The organism is Paenibacillus sp. FSL M7-0134 (assembly GCF_038007865.1).
GTDB classification, from domain to species: Bacteria; Bacillota; Bacilli; order Paenibacillales; family Paenibacillaceae; genus Paenibacillus; species Paenibacillus polymyxa_B.
This window is the reverse complement of sequence record NZ_JBBOXV010000002.1, coordinates 1,618,803-1,634,395: the sequence shown is the minus strand read 5'-3', so window position 1 is coordinate 1,634,395 and position 15,593 is coordinate 1,618,803. Positions and strand designations below refer to the sequence as shown.

At 46.4% G+C, this 15,593-nt stretch carries 10 protein-coding genes; 4 read left to right on the top strand and 6 right to left on the bottom strand.

Features of this window, described 5'->3' with window-relative positions; genetic code table 11:
* Positions 1–593: 593 nt before the first annotated feature.
* Complete coding sequence (locus tag NSQ58_RS23115) at positions 594–1,868, top strand: oligosaccharide MFS transporter (RefSeq protein ID WP_034095014.1); 1,275 nt, start codon at positions 594–596, stop codon at positions 1,866–1,868.
* A gap of 96 nt (positions 1,869–1,964) precedes the next feature.
* Here NSQ58_RS23115 and NSQ58_RS23110 read toward each other — a convergent pair whose 3' ends face one another.
* Together NSQ58_RS23110 and NSQ58_RS23105 are read right to left on the bottom strand one after the other, a co-directional pair.
* Positions 1,965–3,668 carry a methyl-accepting chemotaxis protein gene (locus NSQ58_RS23110; RefSeq protein WP_075154055.1) on the bottom strand — a complete coding sequence of 568 codons (1,704 nt, stop codon included), beginning with the start codon at positions 3,666–3,668 and terminating at the stop codon, positions 1,965–1,967.
* A gap of 33 nt (positions 3,669–3,701) precedes the next feature.
* On the bottom strand, positions 3,702–4,976 hold the full coding sequence (locus NSQ58_RS23105) for an ABC transporter substrate-binding protein (protein WP_341058570.1): 1,275 nt from the start codon (positions 4,974–4,976) through the stop codon (positions 3,702–3,704).
* A 242-nt stretch (positions 4,977–5,218) separates the two neighbouring features.
* Between NSQ58_RS23105 and NSQ58_RS23100 the strand changes: the two genes are divergently transcribed.
* The gene (locus NSQ58_RS23100; protein WP_341058279.1) at positions 5,219–6,067 is read left to right on the top strand and encodes a copper amine oxidase N-terminal domain-containing protein; all 849 of its coding nucleotides are present in this window, start codon (positions 5,219–5,221) and stop codon (positions 6,065–6,067) included.
* A gap of 289 nt (positions 6,068–6,356) precedes the next feature.
* Here the strand turns inward: NSQ58_RS23100 and NSQ58_RS23095 are convergent, their stop codons facing one another.
* The 3 genes from NSQ58_RS23095 to NSQ58_RS23085 all read right to left on the bottom strand — a co-directional run bounded on the left by NSQ58_RS23095 (position 6,357) and on the right by NSQ58_RS23085 (position 12,118).
* Positions 6,357–8,198, bottom strand: a complete 1,842-nt coding sequence (locus NSQ58_RS23095) for an adenine deaminase (protein ID WP_341058277.1) — start codon at positions 8,196–8,198, stop codon at positions 6,357–6,359.
* 153 nt (positions 8,199–8,351) lie between these two features.
* Positions 8,352–10,730: an RNA polymerase recycling motor HelD gene (helD, locus tag NSQ58_RS23090; RefSeq protein ID WP_264453908.1), complete on the bottom strand. Its 2,379-nt coding sequence runs from the start codon at positions 10,728–10,730 to the stop codon at positions 8,352–8,354.
* A gap of 356 nt (positions 10,731–11,086) precedes the next feature.
* Entirely contained in the window at positions 11,087–12,118 is a 1,032-nt protein-coding gene (locus NSQ58_RS23085; protein WP_175405266.1) for an FUSC family protein, read from the bottom strand.
* A 187-nt stretch (positions 12,119–12,305) separates the two neighbouring features.
* Between NSQ58_RS23085 and NSQ58_RS23080 the strand changes: the two genes are divergently transcribed.
* Entirely contained in the window at positions 12,306–13,628 is a 1,323-nt protein-coding gene (locus tag NSQ58_RS23080) for an MFS transporter (RefSeq protein WP_023988101.1), read from the top strand.
* Between the two features lie 93 nt (positions 13,629–13,721).
* A complete protein-coding gene (locus NSQ58_RS23075) occupies positions 13,722–14,891 on the top strand; it encodes a glycosyltransferase family 4 protein (protein WP_341058276.1) in 1,170 nt (389 codons plus the stop codon).
* A 60-nt stretch (positions 14,892–14,951) separates the two neighbouring features.
* Here NSQ58_RS23075 and NSQ58_RS23070 read toward each other — a convergent pair whose 3' ends face one another.
* Entirely contained in the window at positions 14,952–15,581 is a 630-nt protein-coding gene (locus NSQ58_RS23070; RefSeq protein WP_341058274.1) for a DUF2238 domain-containing protein, read from the bottom strand.
* Positions 15,582–15,593 lie beyond the last annotated feature (12 nt).

Here is a 15,593-nt window from a genome sequence, read left to right as displayed (position 1 = left end):
CAATACTTTATATACGATCACTGTTTCAAGTAACTTTGTACTTGCAAAATAAATCACTTCATCCCCTTGCTTTTACAATTATGATGCCCCCCTATGTTTCTCCTCCTACTTAGTGAGCTTAATGAACTATAAGGGAATTTTACACTTAGGACTTATTTCTTACAAGACGTAGATGTAGTTACACACACCTGGTAGGTCTCGTAAAAGTTTTTAATTAGTTCAAACACCCATGTAACAGCATATTCTCATGTTATCGTCATATCGCTTACATCAAGAGCTGCCTGGTTGCTTTTGGATAAAGAAAGTGAGTTAACTCTCAAGCGTTCGCTATGTTAGATTTCTTTAAAATCATACGCATTCTTCATCTCTGTTCGAAAGAGTAATACATAATCTGTTTTGTATATTTTACCATATTTAATCCATATCAGGATCGGCTGTTTTATTCGAATTATCAACTGATTGTAATAAGTACAGGAAATCTTGGGAAAATGCCCTATGGAAGCATCTGAATAATCCTTACAATTAATAGTACAGACAATGCATTTGACGTTGTATACAATTTGAGCCGCTACAATTTAAAGGGGTGCTTAAACATGATGAATTTGGCAAAACGCAACTATTGGTCTTTGAGTATTTTTAACTTCGCTTATCTGTTTACATGGTCTGCCGCCATGTCTTTTTTTGTCATTTGGCTGGGACAAAGCCTGGGAATTTCACAAACCTACACGGGATTTCTATACGCGGCTAATTCAATCGTCGCCTTGATCATGCAGCCCCTGTTCGGTTACTTATCTGACAAGCTGGGCTTGAGAAAACATCTGCTGTACATACTCTTTACAATCCTTTTGCTCGTCGGACCCTTTTTTATCTATGTGTACGGTCCATTGCTTCAAACGCAGTTCGTCATTGGTGCCATTGTTGGTGCGCTATTTATCGGCCTGGTGTTTAATGCAGGTAACGGTGTCGTCGATTCGTATATGGACAAAGTTTCGCGTAAATATGGCTTTGAATACGGACGGGTTCGTATGTGGGGTTCGCTCGGATGGGCGGCGGCTACTTTTGTTGCTGGACGGGTCATCAATATCAATGTAAATCTGACCTTCTGGATCGCCTCGGTATCTGCCATTGTTGCCATGATCTGCATCTTCCTGACCAAAGTCGAAATTTCCGGACAGGAGCAGCAGAAAACAGAATCGTTGAAGCTAATTGATGTACTGCATCTCGTACGTACCAAAAAGTTCTGGTTTCTTATGCTATTCATGGTTGGCGTGACCCAAATTTATGAGGTATATGACCAACAGTTTGCCACATACTTCGTATCGCAGTTCAGTTCCAAAGCGGAAGGAAATCAATTCCTTGGCGATTTGAGCGCTGTGCAAGTTTTCCTGGAATTTGTGTTCCTTTTCGTTACTCCTTGGTTTGTGAACAAAACGACCGCCAAATGGGCATTAATTATTGCCGGGTCGATTATGTCTTTGCGTATTATCGGCTCTTCGTTGCCATTCGGTTCCATATGGGTCGCTGCAATGAAAATGATTCACTCCCTGGAGAAACCGCTTATTTTGGTAGCCATCTTCAAATACATTACCGTTAACTTTGACCAGCGCTTGTCCTCCACTATGTACCTGCTGTACTTGTTTATGGGCTCCCTGGTGGTTTCCATTTTCTCACCCATTGTTGGGCATATGTATGAAGTATTAAATTTCCCGATTACTTATGTAATTCTGGGTTCCATTGCAGGCCTGTTCACCATCATATCCTGCTTTACACTGACAGCAGACAAGAAGAATGGGGAACGGTATCTGGAGGAACGCCGTAAACAAGATTTGAAAAGAGCAAACAAAAAAGCTGAAGCAGTTCATTCGTAATCTAATGGTTTGAGCTTAACAGAACAGCGGCAGTCTAGGACTTGTTTTTCTCGTCCAAGGCTGCCGCTCTTAACTCCAGTTAATTTGAAGCTTATTTTAAATCTTGAATACCGACACCGTTTGATTCATCTCTTCCGCCCGCTTGGCAAGCATGTTAGCACCTGCAGACACTTCCTGCATGGAAGCGGTAGTTTCCTCGACCACGCTTGCGACTGTTTGAGTAGAATCGGCTGCACGTTCGGAGATTTCAGCAATTTTTCTCATCGATTCCACCATAGAAACGGTTCCTTCATTTACAGATCTTGCTTCTACAGCCGCAGTGTCCACCTCACCGCTCACTTCTTCAACGGCACCTACAATCTCAGAAAAGACGTTACCGACACCTTCGACAAGCATCATACCTTCATTTAGAGATTGAACACCTTCGTTCATTGAAAGCACGACTTCGTTTGTTCTTAAGGTAATTTCGTTGACCAGAGAAGAGATCTTGCCTGTTGCTTCACTTGCTTGTGCCGACAAATTGCGTACTTCAAAAGCAACAACCGCAAACCCTTTCCCCTGCTCTCCCGCTCTTGCAGCTTCTATACTCGCATTTAGTGAAAGCAAGTTGGTTCGGGCTGCTATATCACTGATCATAGCTGTGATCTGTTTAATCTCCGCCGACTTTTCGCCTAGAATATTTACCACTTCAGCGGATTGAGTTACCTTGGTATGCACATCTCTTATTTGGGAGACAGTCGAAGACATTCGGGTTTTCCCGTTGTTTGCTTTTTCTTGTGCTTGGGTTGTGAGATTAGCCACATGAACAAAGCGATTGGTGATGTTGTCTACACTTTTAGAAACGTCTACCGTGTAATTCAGCGTTTCAGCTATATCTGCAAGCTGTGTCTGAGATCCCTCTGCGACTTGAGTGGCACTTATAGCTATCTGCTCGGTAGCGATGCTTGTCTGTTCGGCACTGGCCGTTAACTGTTCTGCTGTAGAGGCAACCAGTAAGGAATTATCCACAACTTCCTTTAAAAGGTTGCGCAGTGAATCGCACATTTCATTAAAATCGGATGCCAGTTCCCCGACCTCATCTTTTGATCGGATACTAAGGGGTTCCACTTGCAGGTCCCCCCTCGTTACCAGCTTTATCTGTTCCGCTATCTTTAATATGGGCTTAGTGAACGATTGAGCCAGTAAAAAAGAACCAATGATTCCAAGTATCGTACATATGATCGTTAGAGAAATCATTAAAATTCTACCTGAATGGTAAGATTGACTCGATTGATTAGCGGCATCAGTAGCGTACTGCTCATTAAGTAGCTTCAGTTTATTTACATCGTCTAATGCTGCCTTATAAATAGAAGAATTTCCATGAATGATCATGTAGGCCATCACTTTGTCGTTTTCTTCCATGGCAGCGGAAACCACTTTGAGATGGCGAAGATACATTGCCCACTGACCATAAAAGTTGGTGAACAGTTCTTTTTCCTCTGCCGTAGAGGCTAAACTTTGATATTCATTTACACTCTTATCCATTGAAGCAGTAGCTTTGGTTAGTTCTTCTTGATAAGTGCTGCGAACAGCCGCATCCTCTTCAAGTATCAATCGAACGGTGAGTCTATCGATTTCTGTAATCTGCTTATCCATACCCTGAAGAAGAATAACCGCGGGTAAAGACCTGTTATTTACCTTGTCAGAAGCCTCACCCATTTCCGACATCTTAATGACGCCTATAACACTTGAAAGGGACAGTACGATAACCAGTATGAGTGCTGCACTAATTATTTTTTTCTTTAACGTTAATTTAATCATCTTTATCTTCCTCCCGTAACTGGTCTCGTATCATCACTGCTGAGCTTTCCAGTATATGCGTATTTGGCGCAACAGCTCAGCCTTATCTATCTTTCCACTGATGTAGCTTTGGATAGATGCTCCTGTGATGGCTGCATGATCAGGTGGAAGGGTTGACATAAACGGCAGCGTCTTTCCGCTCGAGATATACGACTTGATTGATCTTCCCAAAGGATCGGCAGGCTCTAAATCAATATTTTTGAACGCGGGTACCGTATTAGCCTTGTTTACAAGAAAATCTTGTCCGGACTTGTCGTATACCAGCCAGTTCAGAAACTTCTTTGCTTCCTCTTGCTCCTGAGGTGTGGTAGCTGTGGAGTCAATGAAAATATACTTTGTTACACCGACTGTAATCTTAGCATTGTTAGGGTCATCCGTATTATCGCTTAACGGAAGGGGCAAAAAACCGTATTCCTCATTTGCTGTATCATTGCTCTTAATCCCCGCCCAAGCCCAGTTGCCCATAAACCAAAGCCCCACTTTTCCCTCTCCTAATGCTTTAGCTCCATCGTCATACGTGCTGTCCAAAGGCGAATTCTTATTGATGCTGTTATCCTTGAGTAGGTCTAAAGTTTGTACCCATCCAGACATCACACTGTTTTGGGACATGTCTATGGAGTTATCCTGCATACCTTTAACAAACTCCGGAAAACCCCCAGGCTGAACAGAATAAGACAAAGCTAAAAGATGAGAGCCGAGAGACCAGTCCATTGGTGAAAGCATGACCGGTGCTACTCCCGTCTTCTGAATCTTAGCCATTAATGAGTTCAGGTTGCTTCTACTTTTTACCGAGGAAGCATCAAAAGCCCCACCTGTTGCTTTGTCCAGCACTTTCTTATTGTAAATTAATCCGTAGCCTTCCACTGCAAATGGAAACCCCAGCACAGCATCACTTTTCTTAACGGCGTCAAGTCCATTTTCTATCGTATCAGCTACCCACTTTTCTTTGCTTAAATCAACGGCTTTATCCAGAAATTGCTGAGCATCCCCAGGATCCAGCATCGACATGGTAGCGGGACTTCCTGAGCCGTACATCGACATCAGCTTTTGATATGCAGACGTCCCCTCAGGAGCGGTAATAATCTCCAAAGATACTTCAGAGTGCTCTTGATTGTATTGTTTTGCTACTTCTTCTAACTGAGTTTTTATTTCACTTTTGGAATTCAAAAGTGTAATCTTGGTCGTCTGCTGTGATACTGGTGAGGCTGAGCAACCTATAAACATCATTAAACATGCTAGAGAAATCGCAACTTTTAGCTGTATTCTCATTAACTTTCCCCCTAAGGATTTACTTTGATAAATTTTATGAATAATATTCAATGTTATCGACATAATTCCCCAGGAAGATTAGAAGTTTAAAGTTGGTAAATGTCGGAAGTTAATTAAATAGTACAAACTGGTTGTTACGTTAAGTTAACAGACAGGACAGCGCAACGATCTTTATCCAGTTGCGTCTTAATATTGGGTAAAATTGCTCGCAACAAATTAAACCAAGAAAGGAGCAATCATTTATGAAAAAAGCTTTCTTTGGGGCTTTTCTTACAATTTTTTTATTTATTTCATCGTCCACTACTTATGCAGCAGAAAATCAAATCAAAGTTGACGGTGTGACTACTACATCCGATGTGAAGCCCGAAATGAAGAACAAACGCACAATGGTACCTCTACGTGTTATTAGTGAAAGTTTGGGGGCTAGCGTCGAGTGGTCCAATTCCGAGGTTATTCTCGCTAAAAGCGATATGAAAGTGAAATTAGCAATAAATAGAAACACCGCGGAAAAAAACGGAGAAAAGATACTGCTTGATGTAAAACCATACACGAAAAATAATCGCATATATGTTCCACTTCGTTTTATTGCAGAGACGTTTGGCTGTAATGTCAATTACAACAACTTTGCAGTGACTGTTGATACTAAACCATTGTTCATAGACGGTGTACAAGTAAAAGCATTGCAATATGAATACCATATGTTTATGGGCGGCGTAGTTCAGCAAATTAATGTAAATGCATTTAATGAAACCATTTATAATATTTTTGCAAAAAACATAGGTGAAAAGGTTGAAGCACCTGCAAACTACTCTTGGAGCTTCACTATTGACACATTTGGGTCTTATTATAAAAATGCACAATATGATTTCTTAGACCAAAAAGGGAAAAGCTTAGTTCGTTTTGATATTTATTCTTTAATTAGTCCTGTTCCATCTGAACTTTCAACAGAATATCCAGAGATTTTAGTTCATGACGTATCGAAAGATGAGTGGTATTTGTTTAACGATACCGCAAGAAAATCCATTAATCAGTTAATGTTTACCGCTGGGAAGAACGGTTTTCTGAAGATTATAAGTAACACAACTGTATAATGTGATTTTTTCTAATTACACTTTTTTCGTCTCCAAAAGATAAAAGGCGAATTCCCTGCTGAATATGCTTCACATGGGTTTGCTCTACAAACCTGTTCCAATCCTGCTCTATAATCGAGGCATGATGAGCCATCTTTTCTAATGAACGATAATAGGGATGCATCTGCTCACCTCTCCTTGACTTTTATAAAGGAATCGAAGATAACTTTTTTGGCTTCGTATATGAAAAACAGGGGTTATCCCTCAGGTCTGGTCAGACCTGCAGGACAACCCCCAGCGACGTGTTCTATCAGACTTCCGCAGCATCCTCTTCCACGAAAAGAGATACCTTGCGGATGCCATCCGCTCCGATCACGACAAGCCCCTGATCCGACAGACGGATTTCAGGGATAACGACCAGTGCGAGCAGTGACAGTGTCATCAGCGCGTTGTTCAGCATGCAGCCGGATTGCTGAAGCGCCCGGCTGATACTTTCGGACTGCGCAGCCACCTCTGCAAACGGAGCTGGGGACATCAGCCCGGCGATAGGCAGCGGGAAGCGCGTCTCACCCGAGGCGGATACGACGACCACGCCACCACGCAGGGCAACAGCCTGCTTCGCCGCCTGGGTCATGAGCCCGTCATCATTACCAATGACGAGCAAGTTGTGGCTATCATGCGCGACGGTCATGGCAATCGCAGCCGGCTCGGTGAAGCCTACACCTGTTACAAGTGCAACCGCGTGACTGCCACTGGCATGATGGCGCTCGAAAACGGCTATTTTGCACAAATCCTGTGCAGGATCTGCCGTGACTTCTCCATTACGGACCTGAACGGTCATCCGCACTTCCTTCGTGTCCACGTGATTTTCCGTAACACGAATCACTCGTACAGGTACATCCCCCTCCTGTACTGGAGCCGCAATGCGGAAATCTGCAGCACTCAGCTCTCGCCCCAGATGGACGGTGTCCATCACTTCCGCAGGATAAACGAAGCCGTCCCAATCGGCGACCATTTGACCGTGCTCGGCCACCAGCTGGCCCGCTGCGATGGTAGCCGTCACATTCACTTCGGCCAATCGGCCATCAAGCAAAATAATGTCGGCAATCGCACCCGGAATGATCGCTCCGATATCCCGTGCCACGCCGAAGCGCTCTGCCGTATTCAGCGTGGCCATCTGAAACGCGGTTACGGGCTTGACGCCCTGTGCAATGGCATGACGCACGACGAAATCCATCTGTCCTTCATGGAGCAAGGATTCTGCGCTGCGGTCATCCGTTACCAGCATCATGCGGCGCGTGTCGAGACCCATTTCCGTGCTGGCTCGGATCGTCTCGGCCACATCATGCCATGCGGAGCCTTGCCGCATCTTGGCATACATGCCGAGCCGGATACGCTCGGCTACATCCTCGGGCGTGACACACTCGTGGTCGCCCGTAATTCCCGCGGCTGCATAGACCGGCAGACGCCAATCATCGGAGGCCCATGTAAAATGGCCATCCGCCACCTTGCCCGCGCGCAGCGTGGCCTGAATTTCCCCGATCATCACATCGTCTCCATAGACGACACCAGGGAAATTCATGACTTCGCCCAGCCCGATCATATCCGGGCCCCAGCTTAACGCCTCTGCGACTTCCGCCGGGCCGAAGGAGGCACCCGTCGTTTCCAGCTCCGGACCTGTGGACGGCACGCAAGAAGCCACCTGCATGTAAGCAGCAAGCGGTGTCGTACGTGCTTCGTCCAGCATCAGACGAAGCCCTTTTAGACCCAGTACATTGGAAATTTCATGCGGGTCAAAAAAACCACCCGTCACTCCCAGCGGCAGTACAGCCTTAGCGAACTCAGTTACGGTCAGCTGTGTGCTTTCGATGTGACAATGTCCGTCCAGTAACCCCGGTGCCATATAGCGGCCTTCGGCTTCAATGATTATGGTGTCTTCTCCAATCGTATGACTGACGTCCCTACCGACGTAAGCGATACGAGAACCTTGCACAGCAATAGACATGCCTGGCAGCAATTCGCCCGATACCACATTGACCAGCGTTCCTCCGCGGATCACCAGCGATGCCTTGCGCTCCCCTCTAGCTGTAGCCACCAGCTCGGGTACACAGTCCGCCAGCGGCGGGCGTTGAAATACACTCTTCATGTCCATTACGTTTGTAACCTCCGTTTATGCTTCTTACCTGTTTTTCTTATTTGCTTATGTTACTGGAATACGCTCCATAATGCCAGCCAACTCTACATCTATTCAAGCATCGCATGGGTTTCTAAGGTATTTGCCCCCAGCTGATTGCCAATGTCCTCTCTATAGAACACGATCACTTTCTTCCACTTTGCGAGTATACGTATCCGAATCCCGTAAACTCACGAATGGCGTAATCTCCCCTATGCTATAAATATGCAGCAGATGCATCGCTCGCGTACAGGCGGTGTAGAATAACTTACGCTCACTCTCACGCTGGTATTGTTTCGCTGATCCGTCATAAATCAGGACCGCATCGAATTCCACGCCTTTTGCCAGGTAGGCCGGAATGATATGAATCCCCTTTTCAAAAGCGGGAGTTGTTTTCTTAATTAATTTTGGCTTCACTGACAGCTTTCCTTCCAGCGCTTCGTAGGCTGCCGCGCTTTCGTCAGCATTTTTACAAATCACCGCAATGGATTCATACCCTTCTGCCAACAATTCTGTGACATTCCCAGCTATCTGTTGATGCAACTTTTCACGCGAATGCACCTCGGTTACAAGAGGCTTCTCACCCTTACGATTAAACGGCACAATGTGCTCTCCCCCAGCGACCATTTCCCGGGTAAATTCCACAATCTCCTGTGTTGAGCGATAGCTTCGTGTCAGGGAAATCATTTCGGTCTGATCTGCACCATACAAGTCATACAATGGCTCTGCATCCTGAAGCACCGAGGCATGGGCATAGATAGCCTGATTAAAATCACCCAGTGCCGTCATTTTAGCCTGTGGAAATAAGCGCTTGAAGAAAGCCAGTTGGAATGGGGAATAGTCCTGTGCCTCATCAATAAACACGTGACGGATGTTGCTATTAGAACGGAAACCCAGCATCAACTCACGCAAATATAAAAAGGGTGTCACATCCTCATACGCTAACTCCCCAGCCTGAATTCGTTCCAGGGTTTGTCGACTAATTTCACCCCAGCTGACGGGCAGCTCTGCATGATTCGCCAGTTGGCTCAGCAGCGTCTCGTTCATAAACAGCTCGCTGTAGAGCCGGGTCGTATCTACGAAGCGAAGCGCCTTAATCCATTTGCGCAGGGGCTTTAAGCGGTCACTGACCACCATACGCGCCAATATTTCTCTTTCACGCGTAAAATCGTCGAAGGTATCGCCCTTATTCTTGGATTTACGGCGCATGCGGTTATAGGCACGCTGATAATCCTCCGGCTCCATCAGATCCATCTGTTGATCCACCCATGGGGCGGAGCATTCTTCCTTACCAAAGCGGGCCAGCTCTTTGAGCATCCAATCCCGCAGCAGTTCCAATCGGTTCGCCAGCCGCACCGTAGAGTCGAATTCATAAAACTTGCGTGCCATTTGCTCTACTGAAACCACCTCACGTCCCTGAAAGCGGATGGGTTTAAAACGCATTCCCTCCTTTTCCAAATACGTCTTGTAGCCTGTAATCACATGTAAGAATGTCTTGGACGACTTAAAGCGGATACCCTCCATCCTAGCTTCATACCCAGGCTGTAACGACGCTGAAAGCACATATTCCAGCTGTTCAAATGGATCTTCTAACTGAAACTCCCGGCCCAAACGCCGCTCCAAATATTCCTGAAACGTGGCCTGAAGCATATTTTCCTCACCCAATTCAGGCAATACTGTCGATACGTAACTGTTGAACATCGGGTTAGGCGAAAATAACACGACCTGATCCGCTCGTAAGCGATCCCGGTACTTATACAGTAAATACGCTACTCTCTGAAGCGCAGCAGAGGTTTTGCCACTTCCCGCCGCCCCCTGAACAATGAGCATCCGACTTCGATCATCACGGATGATGCGATTCTGCTCCTTTTGGATGGTAGCGACAATACTTTTCATTTGAGCATCCGAGCTGCGGCTCAATACTGCTTGAAGAAGTTCGTCTCCAATCGTCACCCCTGTATCGAACATAAAACGGATCTGTCCATCACGGATCGAGAATTGGCGCTTAAGCGTGAGTTCCCCTTCCATCTCCCCTGCCGGGGTCTTATATGAAGCGGGCCCCGGCATGTTATCGTAATAAAGATTGGAAATAGGCGCGCGCCAGTCGTATATCAGAAACTCCTCATCTTGATTATCCAGCAGGGAGGCAATCCCCAGATAAACACGTTCCGCAGTCTGCCCTTCCTCAGCAAAATCAATGCGTGCAAAATACGGTGAATCAAGTAACTTTTTCAAACGACCTAACGCCTCTGTAGAATGCTTGTGTCTTCGTTCCCGCTCAGACAAAATCTCAGACTGCTGACGCAAACTGGTGGACGTCTCGCCCACATCATCCGCCTCACTGAAATTGATCGTTACCTCATCCCAGAAGTCTTTACGCATATCGACGACATCTCCGCGCACAGAACCAACCTCTGTCTCTAGCTTCCGAATACGCCCGCTAATTACTGCGGTCACATCTTCTACTCTTCGTTGTTCTTCATTCCATTGCTGTTCAGTAGTCACTGACATCGCTCCTGTTCCGTTTCCTCCTGCTCCACGCAGGGCTCCCTTGCGTACAAACTATGCTCTATTATGGACCCGGGCATACTCGCGGCATCCCCCTGATCCGGGAAAATTGACTAATCCTTTGAAGCATGCTATAATATAACAAGAAGTGTAATTCACAACTTATGCATATGGTTTTACCATAAAACAGAGCATCCTCTATTGTAGCAAGTTCGGTCCCTGTTCGCAACCAGTGGGCTTTTTTTGTGCGTTCTGGCAACCTTCTATTAACCTGTTCTTACATAATTGAATTCATTACATAAAAAAGCGACCAGCCATCTGATTGATGAATGCGGTCGCTTTTCTTTTAGGAAATTCGCCTATCTGCTCTCTTCCACAGGATGAATATGATCGGCCAGTCTGCTCAGCCTCTCCAACTGATGACCATAGTCGTACATCGCCGCAGCTACAATGGAAAGCCGCAGCATTCCCTCCTGACAATGGTCAAAACGTGTAATCGCATGCTTCATAAATTCGCCGTTGGCTTGCTGAAACAATTCACTTTCGTCCTCATTCGGTTTTAGCTTATTTTCGAATTTCAGTAGAGCATGCTCGTGAAAACGAATCAGTAGCTCCAGATGACTGTCAAAAAAAGCATCCGTTCCCTTTGGCCGTAGAGACTGGAAGTAGTGTCTTTCCACTGCATCCAGTACCTCATATCCTTTGTGCAAACTTCCGAGCATTTGTTTGTATACTACCATTTGTCTCGTTTGACTAAACTTAGAGCGCTTGAGCTTCTTCTGCTCTTCCTCGAACAAATGATATTTGTCCGACAGCGATTTAATTGCTCCCTCCAGATTTCCTTTTTCCTCTTTAAAGACAGACTCCTTAATCTCATCGGAAATGGCAGTACGCAGCAACAAAGACATGCTGTTAAATACATTTTGAATCTGATTAATAAACTGCCTTTTCGGTTTCGGGGGAAAAACGCTAACATTGATGACAAAAGCAGATACAATCCCAATCAAAGTGAGTGCAAAGCGGGTCACCGCAAATTTCCAGTCCCCTGAGGCTTCCATTACAGAAACAACGGTCACAAGTGTCAATCCAACCGTATCAGCCATATTTATTTTCAGACATATCATAAGTACCAATACACATACCAGCCCGACTGCAATCGGCTCATTCGAAAATACCATTCCGCCCAGCAACGCCATGATTGCACCTAGTGTGCTTGTTTGGAGTTGATCCAGAAAATAACGCCACGACCTATATATCGACGGTTGCATGGCAAAAATAGCGGCTATCGCTGCCCCCACAGGCGAATGGGTGTTCAAAAGCGTGCTCAGAAAAAGGGCGAGCGTCACTGCGATTCCCGTTTTTAACACCCGTGCTCCAAAAGCCAAAGCCATCCCTCCTGCTTACCTTTCAAATTTATTCATACCGAATTACTATAATGAAAATTCAATGTAAAGTCCATGCTTTATTATTACCCAAAACAATCGGAGATCAGGAATATTTATGAAATGTACAGTTCCTGATAGAATACATATCAACAGAATTAACTTATTTGCAACAACGTCACAGGAGGAACTCATCGTGTCATGGATTAGCAAAATGTTAGAAGAGCCCCGAAAGTGGCCGCGTAATATCCGATTGTTTTTCATGGCCAATCTGCTGTACCAGATGGGTACGGGAATGTTTTCTGTGCTGTACAACCTGTATATCCAAAAGCTTGGCTTTGACGATGATATGAACGGCCAAGTGGTCAGCATGCAGGCGCTAGCGACGGCGTTGCTGTTCATTCCGGTCGGATTTTGGGGCGATCGGACGAGCCGCAAAAATATGCTGCTCATCGGCGCGTTATTCAGCGGCCTGGCCTTTCTCGCCCGTACCTTTACAGATACCAGTGGAAGCATGTTGGTATTTGCCGTAATCTCAGGTGTATTCGCCGCCTTTATTCAGGTGCTGGCTGTGCCTTTCTTAGCGGAAAGCATAAGTAAAGCCCAACGCTTAAAAATATTCAGCTATTACTCAGCTCTTGTACTGGCAGCCCAAGTCCTAGGCAGCTTCGGGGGTGGTGTACTCGCAGATGGGCTGCAGACGTGGGGAATCACACCGCTATCCAGTCTGCGGGTTGCTCTGTTCCTTGGAGGAATGGCAACATTGACCGCTTTTATTCCTCTATTATTCATCACAAAAACTACGGCAACCTTAGAAGCACCAGCTCCTGCCGAATCTTCACCTCAAACAGAACAAGTACATACGCCGCACAGTACATCCGATATACCTGACTCGGAGACGCCTGCTGCTGCTTCTGATCGCCGGGTTATTGGACAATTTGTTCTGGCCCAGTTTTTTCTTGGGTTAGGTTCAGGTCTGGTCATCCCGTATCTTAATTTGTATTTTACGAACCGCTTCTCCGTATCACTCAGCGCAATGAGTTTACTGATTGCACTCGGCCAGCTCATGACCATCCTCTCCATGTTGATCGGACCTACCCTCGGTAGCCGAATAGGACTGGTCAGAGCTGTAGTTGGCTTCCAAATGCTTTCGCTACCGTTCCTTCTCATTACAGGCTTTACGAACGTGCTATGGATCGCTTCCATCAGCTTTCTATTCAGGCAAGCGCTAATGAATGCAGCCAATCCGCTGCAAACCGCCATTCTCGTCGAACGTGTGTCAGATAAAAATCGTGGCATTGCCAACTCCATTCTCCAGACGACCTGGATGCTAGGCACCGCAGGTATGGGACCTGTACAAGCCTATTTGGTTACAACTTATGGCAACTACTGGGGCTATGCCATCACATTTAGCATGACAGGTGTTTTCTATATTTTGTCTTCCCTCGTCTATTACAGAATGTTCCGAGAAAAGCGCCCGTCCGCGGGCCAGCTTTTACAAAACCCGGCAAGCCCGTAAACAAAATCATGACACAATAAAAGCCGGAGCCTCCAAGCGGACTCCCCTGGAACGTCATAGGATAAATGAGAATGGCGGAGGAGGAATGAAGGCATGCTTCGAGGTGCATTATTTACGGACACGTATACGCCTGACGTGAATGGCGCTGCTCTGACCCTGGAACGATGGATTGGCTATCTGGAGACACATGGAGTATCTACGCTCGTCTTCGCACCGGAGGCAGACCATCATCTGCCCTCTGGGCCGGGTGTGGAGCGATTTCGGAGTATTCCCTTTTTATTGTACCGGGAATGCAGACTTGCGATCCCCAACGCCAAACAGATCAACGAGCGTCTGTCAGCCTTTTCCCCGCATTTGATTCATGTCGCTACTCCGTTTAACCTTGGCCTGTATGGAACAAGCTACGCAGCCAAACACCATATTCCACTCGTCGCCTCATATCACACCCACTTTGATAAATACCTCGAATATTACAAGCTTCGCTGGCTTGAACCTGCGTTATGGAAATACATGCTCTGGTTTCACAGACATTGCGAAAGGGTGTATGTCCCTTCTCAATCAACCATGGAATTGTTGCGCAATAAAGGAATGGGGCAGCTCGAAATCTGGAGTAGAGGCATTGATACTGACCGATTTCAACCAAAGGTGGACCGTAATGCAGTATGGAGGAAATGGGGCGTTCATGCAGATGCATTTGTTATTTTGTATGTGGGCAGGCTTGCACCGGAAAAGGGGATAGACACGTTACTGGATTCCTATCTCCAGTTACCCGACGACGTCCGCGCAGCCTCTGTGCTGGTCATTGCAGGAGATGGTCCATTGTATAAGGTCAAAACTACAGCGGATATAGGGGTGCCGGAGCATGCAGTCCACTGGCTTGGTTTTGTGAAAGGGCCGGAATTAGCTGAACTCTACGCCGCAGCCGACGTATTTCTCTTCCCTTCCACCACGGAAACCTTCGGCAACGTTGTACTGGAGGCTATGGCGAGCGGTACACCTGTGGTCGGTGCCAATGAAGGCGGGGTAAAAGATAATCTAATCCATGGAAAAACAGGGCTATTGTGTCCTGCTGGGGACGCCCCTGCCTTTGCCAAAGCTGTACACCTGTTGTACGAGGATGCCTCACTTCGCGATTCGATGTCCAGAGCGGGTAGAGCCTACAGCCTGGAGCAGACGTGGGACCGTATTTTTGAACGGCTACTGGACAGCTACATGGACGCAGCAACCCTACACCTCGACAGCCGTCCCATGACGCGAATGTAGCCTTCAAAAACAGCGAAATTCCAGATAGCATGATAAAAACGAGGTAAATAAATTCTGCTACTACCTTAATTGTTTCAGCAGCTTGTTATGTACCCCACTCAACAAAATCACTGCGGTCAAGGCACCGATGAACGCAAGAAGCATATCCCATTGGGTATCCCATACATCTCCTTGTGTGCCCAAAAAGGCTTCTGCTGCCGTTCCGGTTGCCTTGGCTACAGCAAACTCAATCAGCTCGTAGACAGCGCTGATCGCAAGACACACACTAACCGTGAGGAAAGTGAGCCAGCTCCCGCTTCCCAAGGCCGTTTTACGCAACAGCACTTCCCTGACAATGAGTGCAGGTACAAAACCTTGTACAAAATGCCCAAGTCGATCATAATAATTGCGCTCCAGTCCGAACGTATCCCGGATCCAGTTGAACAGTGGCATTTCGGCATAGGTATAATGTCCACCGACAATCAAGATCAATGCGTGCAGCCAGATTAGGGTGTATACCAGATTGGTAAACCGAAATCTACGGTACAAAGCCGTCAGCAGCACAGCTCCCAAAACCGCGGGTAGAACTTCCAGTACCCATGTAAAATAATCCACCGGGCGAATCAAGGACCAAATGAGGGCAAGCGCCAGCAATACAAGTAAAACAAGCAGGTAGCGATCATTTTTAGACCATGCCGTTGCCTGGTTCATCTTCATTCCTCC

What these genes read in the sequence shown, in the direction of transcription:
- NSQ58_RS23115 (WP_034095014.1), top strand. Translation starts at nt 594, where the DNA reads ATGATGAATTTGGCAAAACGCAACTATTGGTCTTTGAGTATTTTTAAC.
- NSQ58_RS23110 (WP_075154055.1), bottom strand. Translation starts at nt 3,668, where the DNA reads ATGATTAAATTAACGTTAAAGAAAAAAATAATTAGTGCAGCACTCATA.
- NSQ58_RS23105 (WP_341058570.1), bottom strand. Translation starts at nt 4,976, where the DNA reads ATGAGAATACAGCTAAAAGTTGCGATTTCTCTAGCATGTTTAATGATG.
- NSQ58_RS23100 (WP_341058279.1), top strand. Translation starts at nt 5,219, where the DNA reads ATGAAAAAAGCTTTCTTTGGGGCTTTTCTTACAATTTTTTTATTTATT.
- NSQ58_RS23095 (WP_341058277.1), bottom strand. Translation starts at nt 8,198, where the DNA reads ATGGACATGAAGAGTGTATTTCAACGCCCGCCGCTGGCGGACTGTGTA.
- helD (WP_264453908.1), bottom strand. Translation starts at nt 10,730, where the DNA reads ATGTCAGTGACTACTGAACAGCAATGGAATGAAGAACAACGAAGAGTA.
- NSQ58_RS23085 (WP_175405266.1), bottom strand. Translation starts at nt 12,118, where the DNA reads ATGGCTTTGGCTTTTGGAGCACGGGTGTTAAAAACGGGAATCGCAGTG.
- NSQ58_RS23075 (WP_341058276.1), top strand. Translation starts at nt 13,722, where the DNA reads ATGCTTCGAGGTGCATTATTTACGGACACGTATACGCCTGACGTGAAT.
- NSQ58_RS23070 (WP_341058274.1), bottom strand. Translation starts at nt 15,581, where the DNA reads ATGAACCAGGCAACGGCATGGTCTAAAAATGATCGCTACCTGCTTGTT.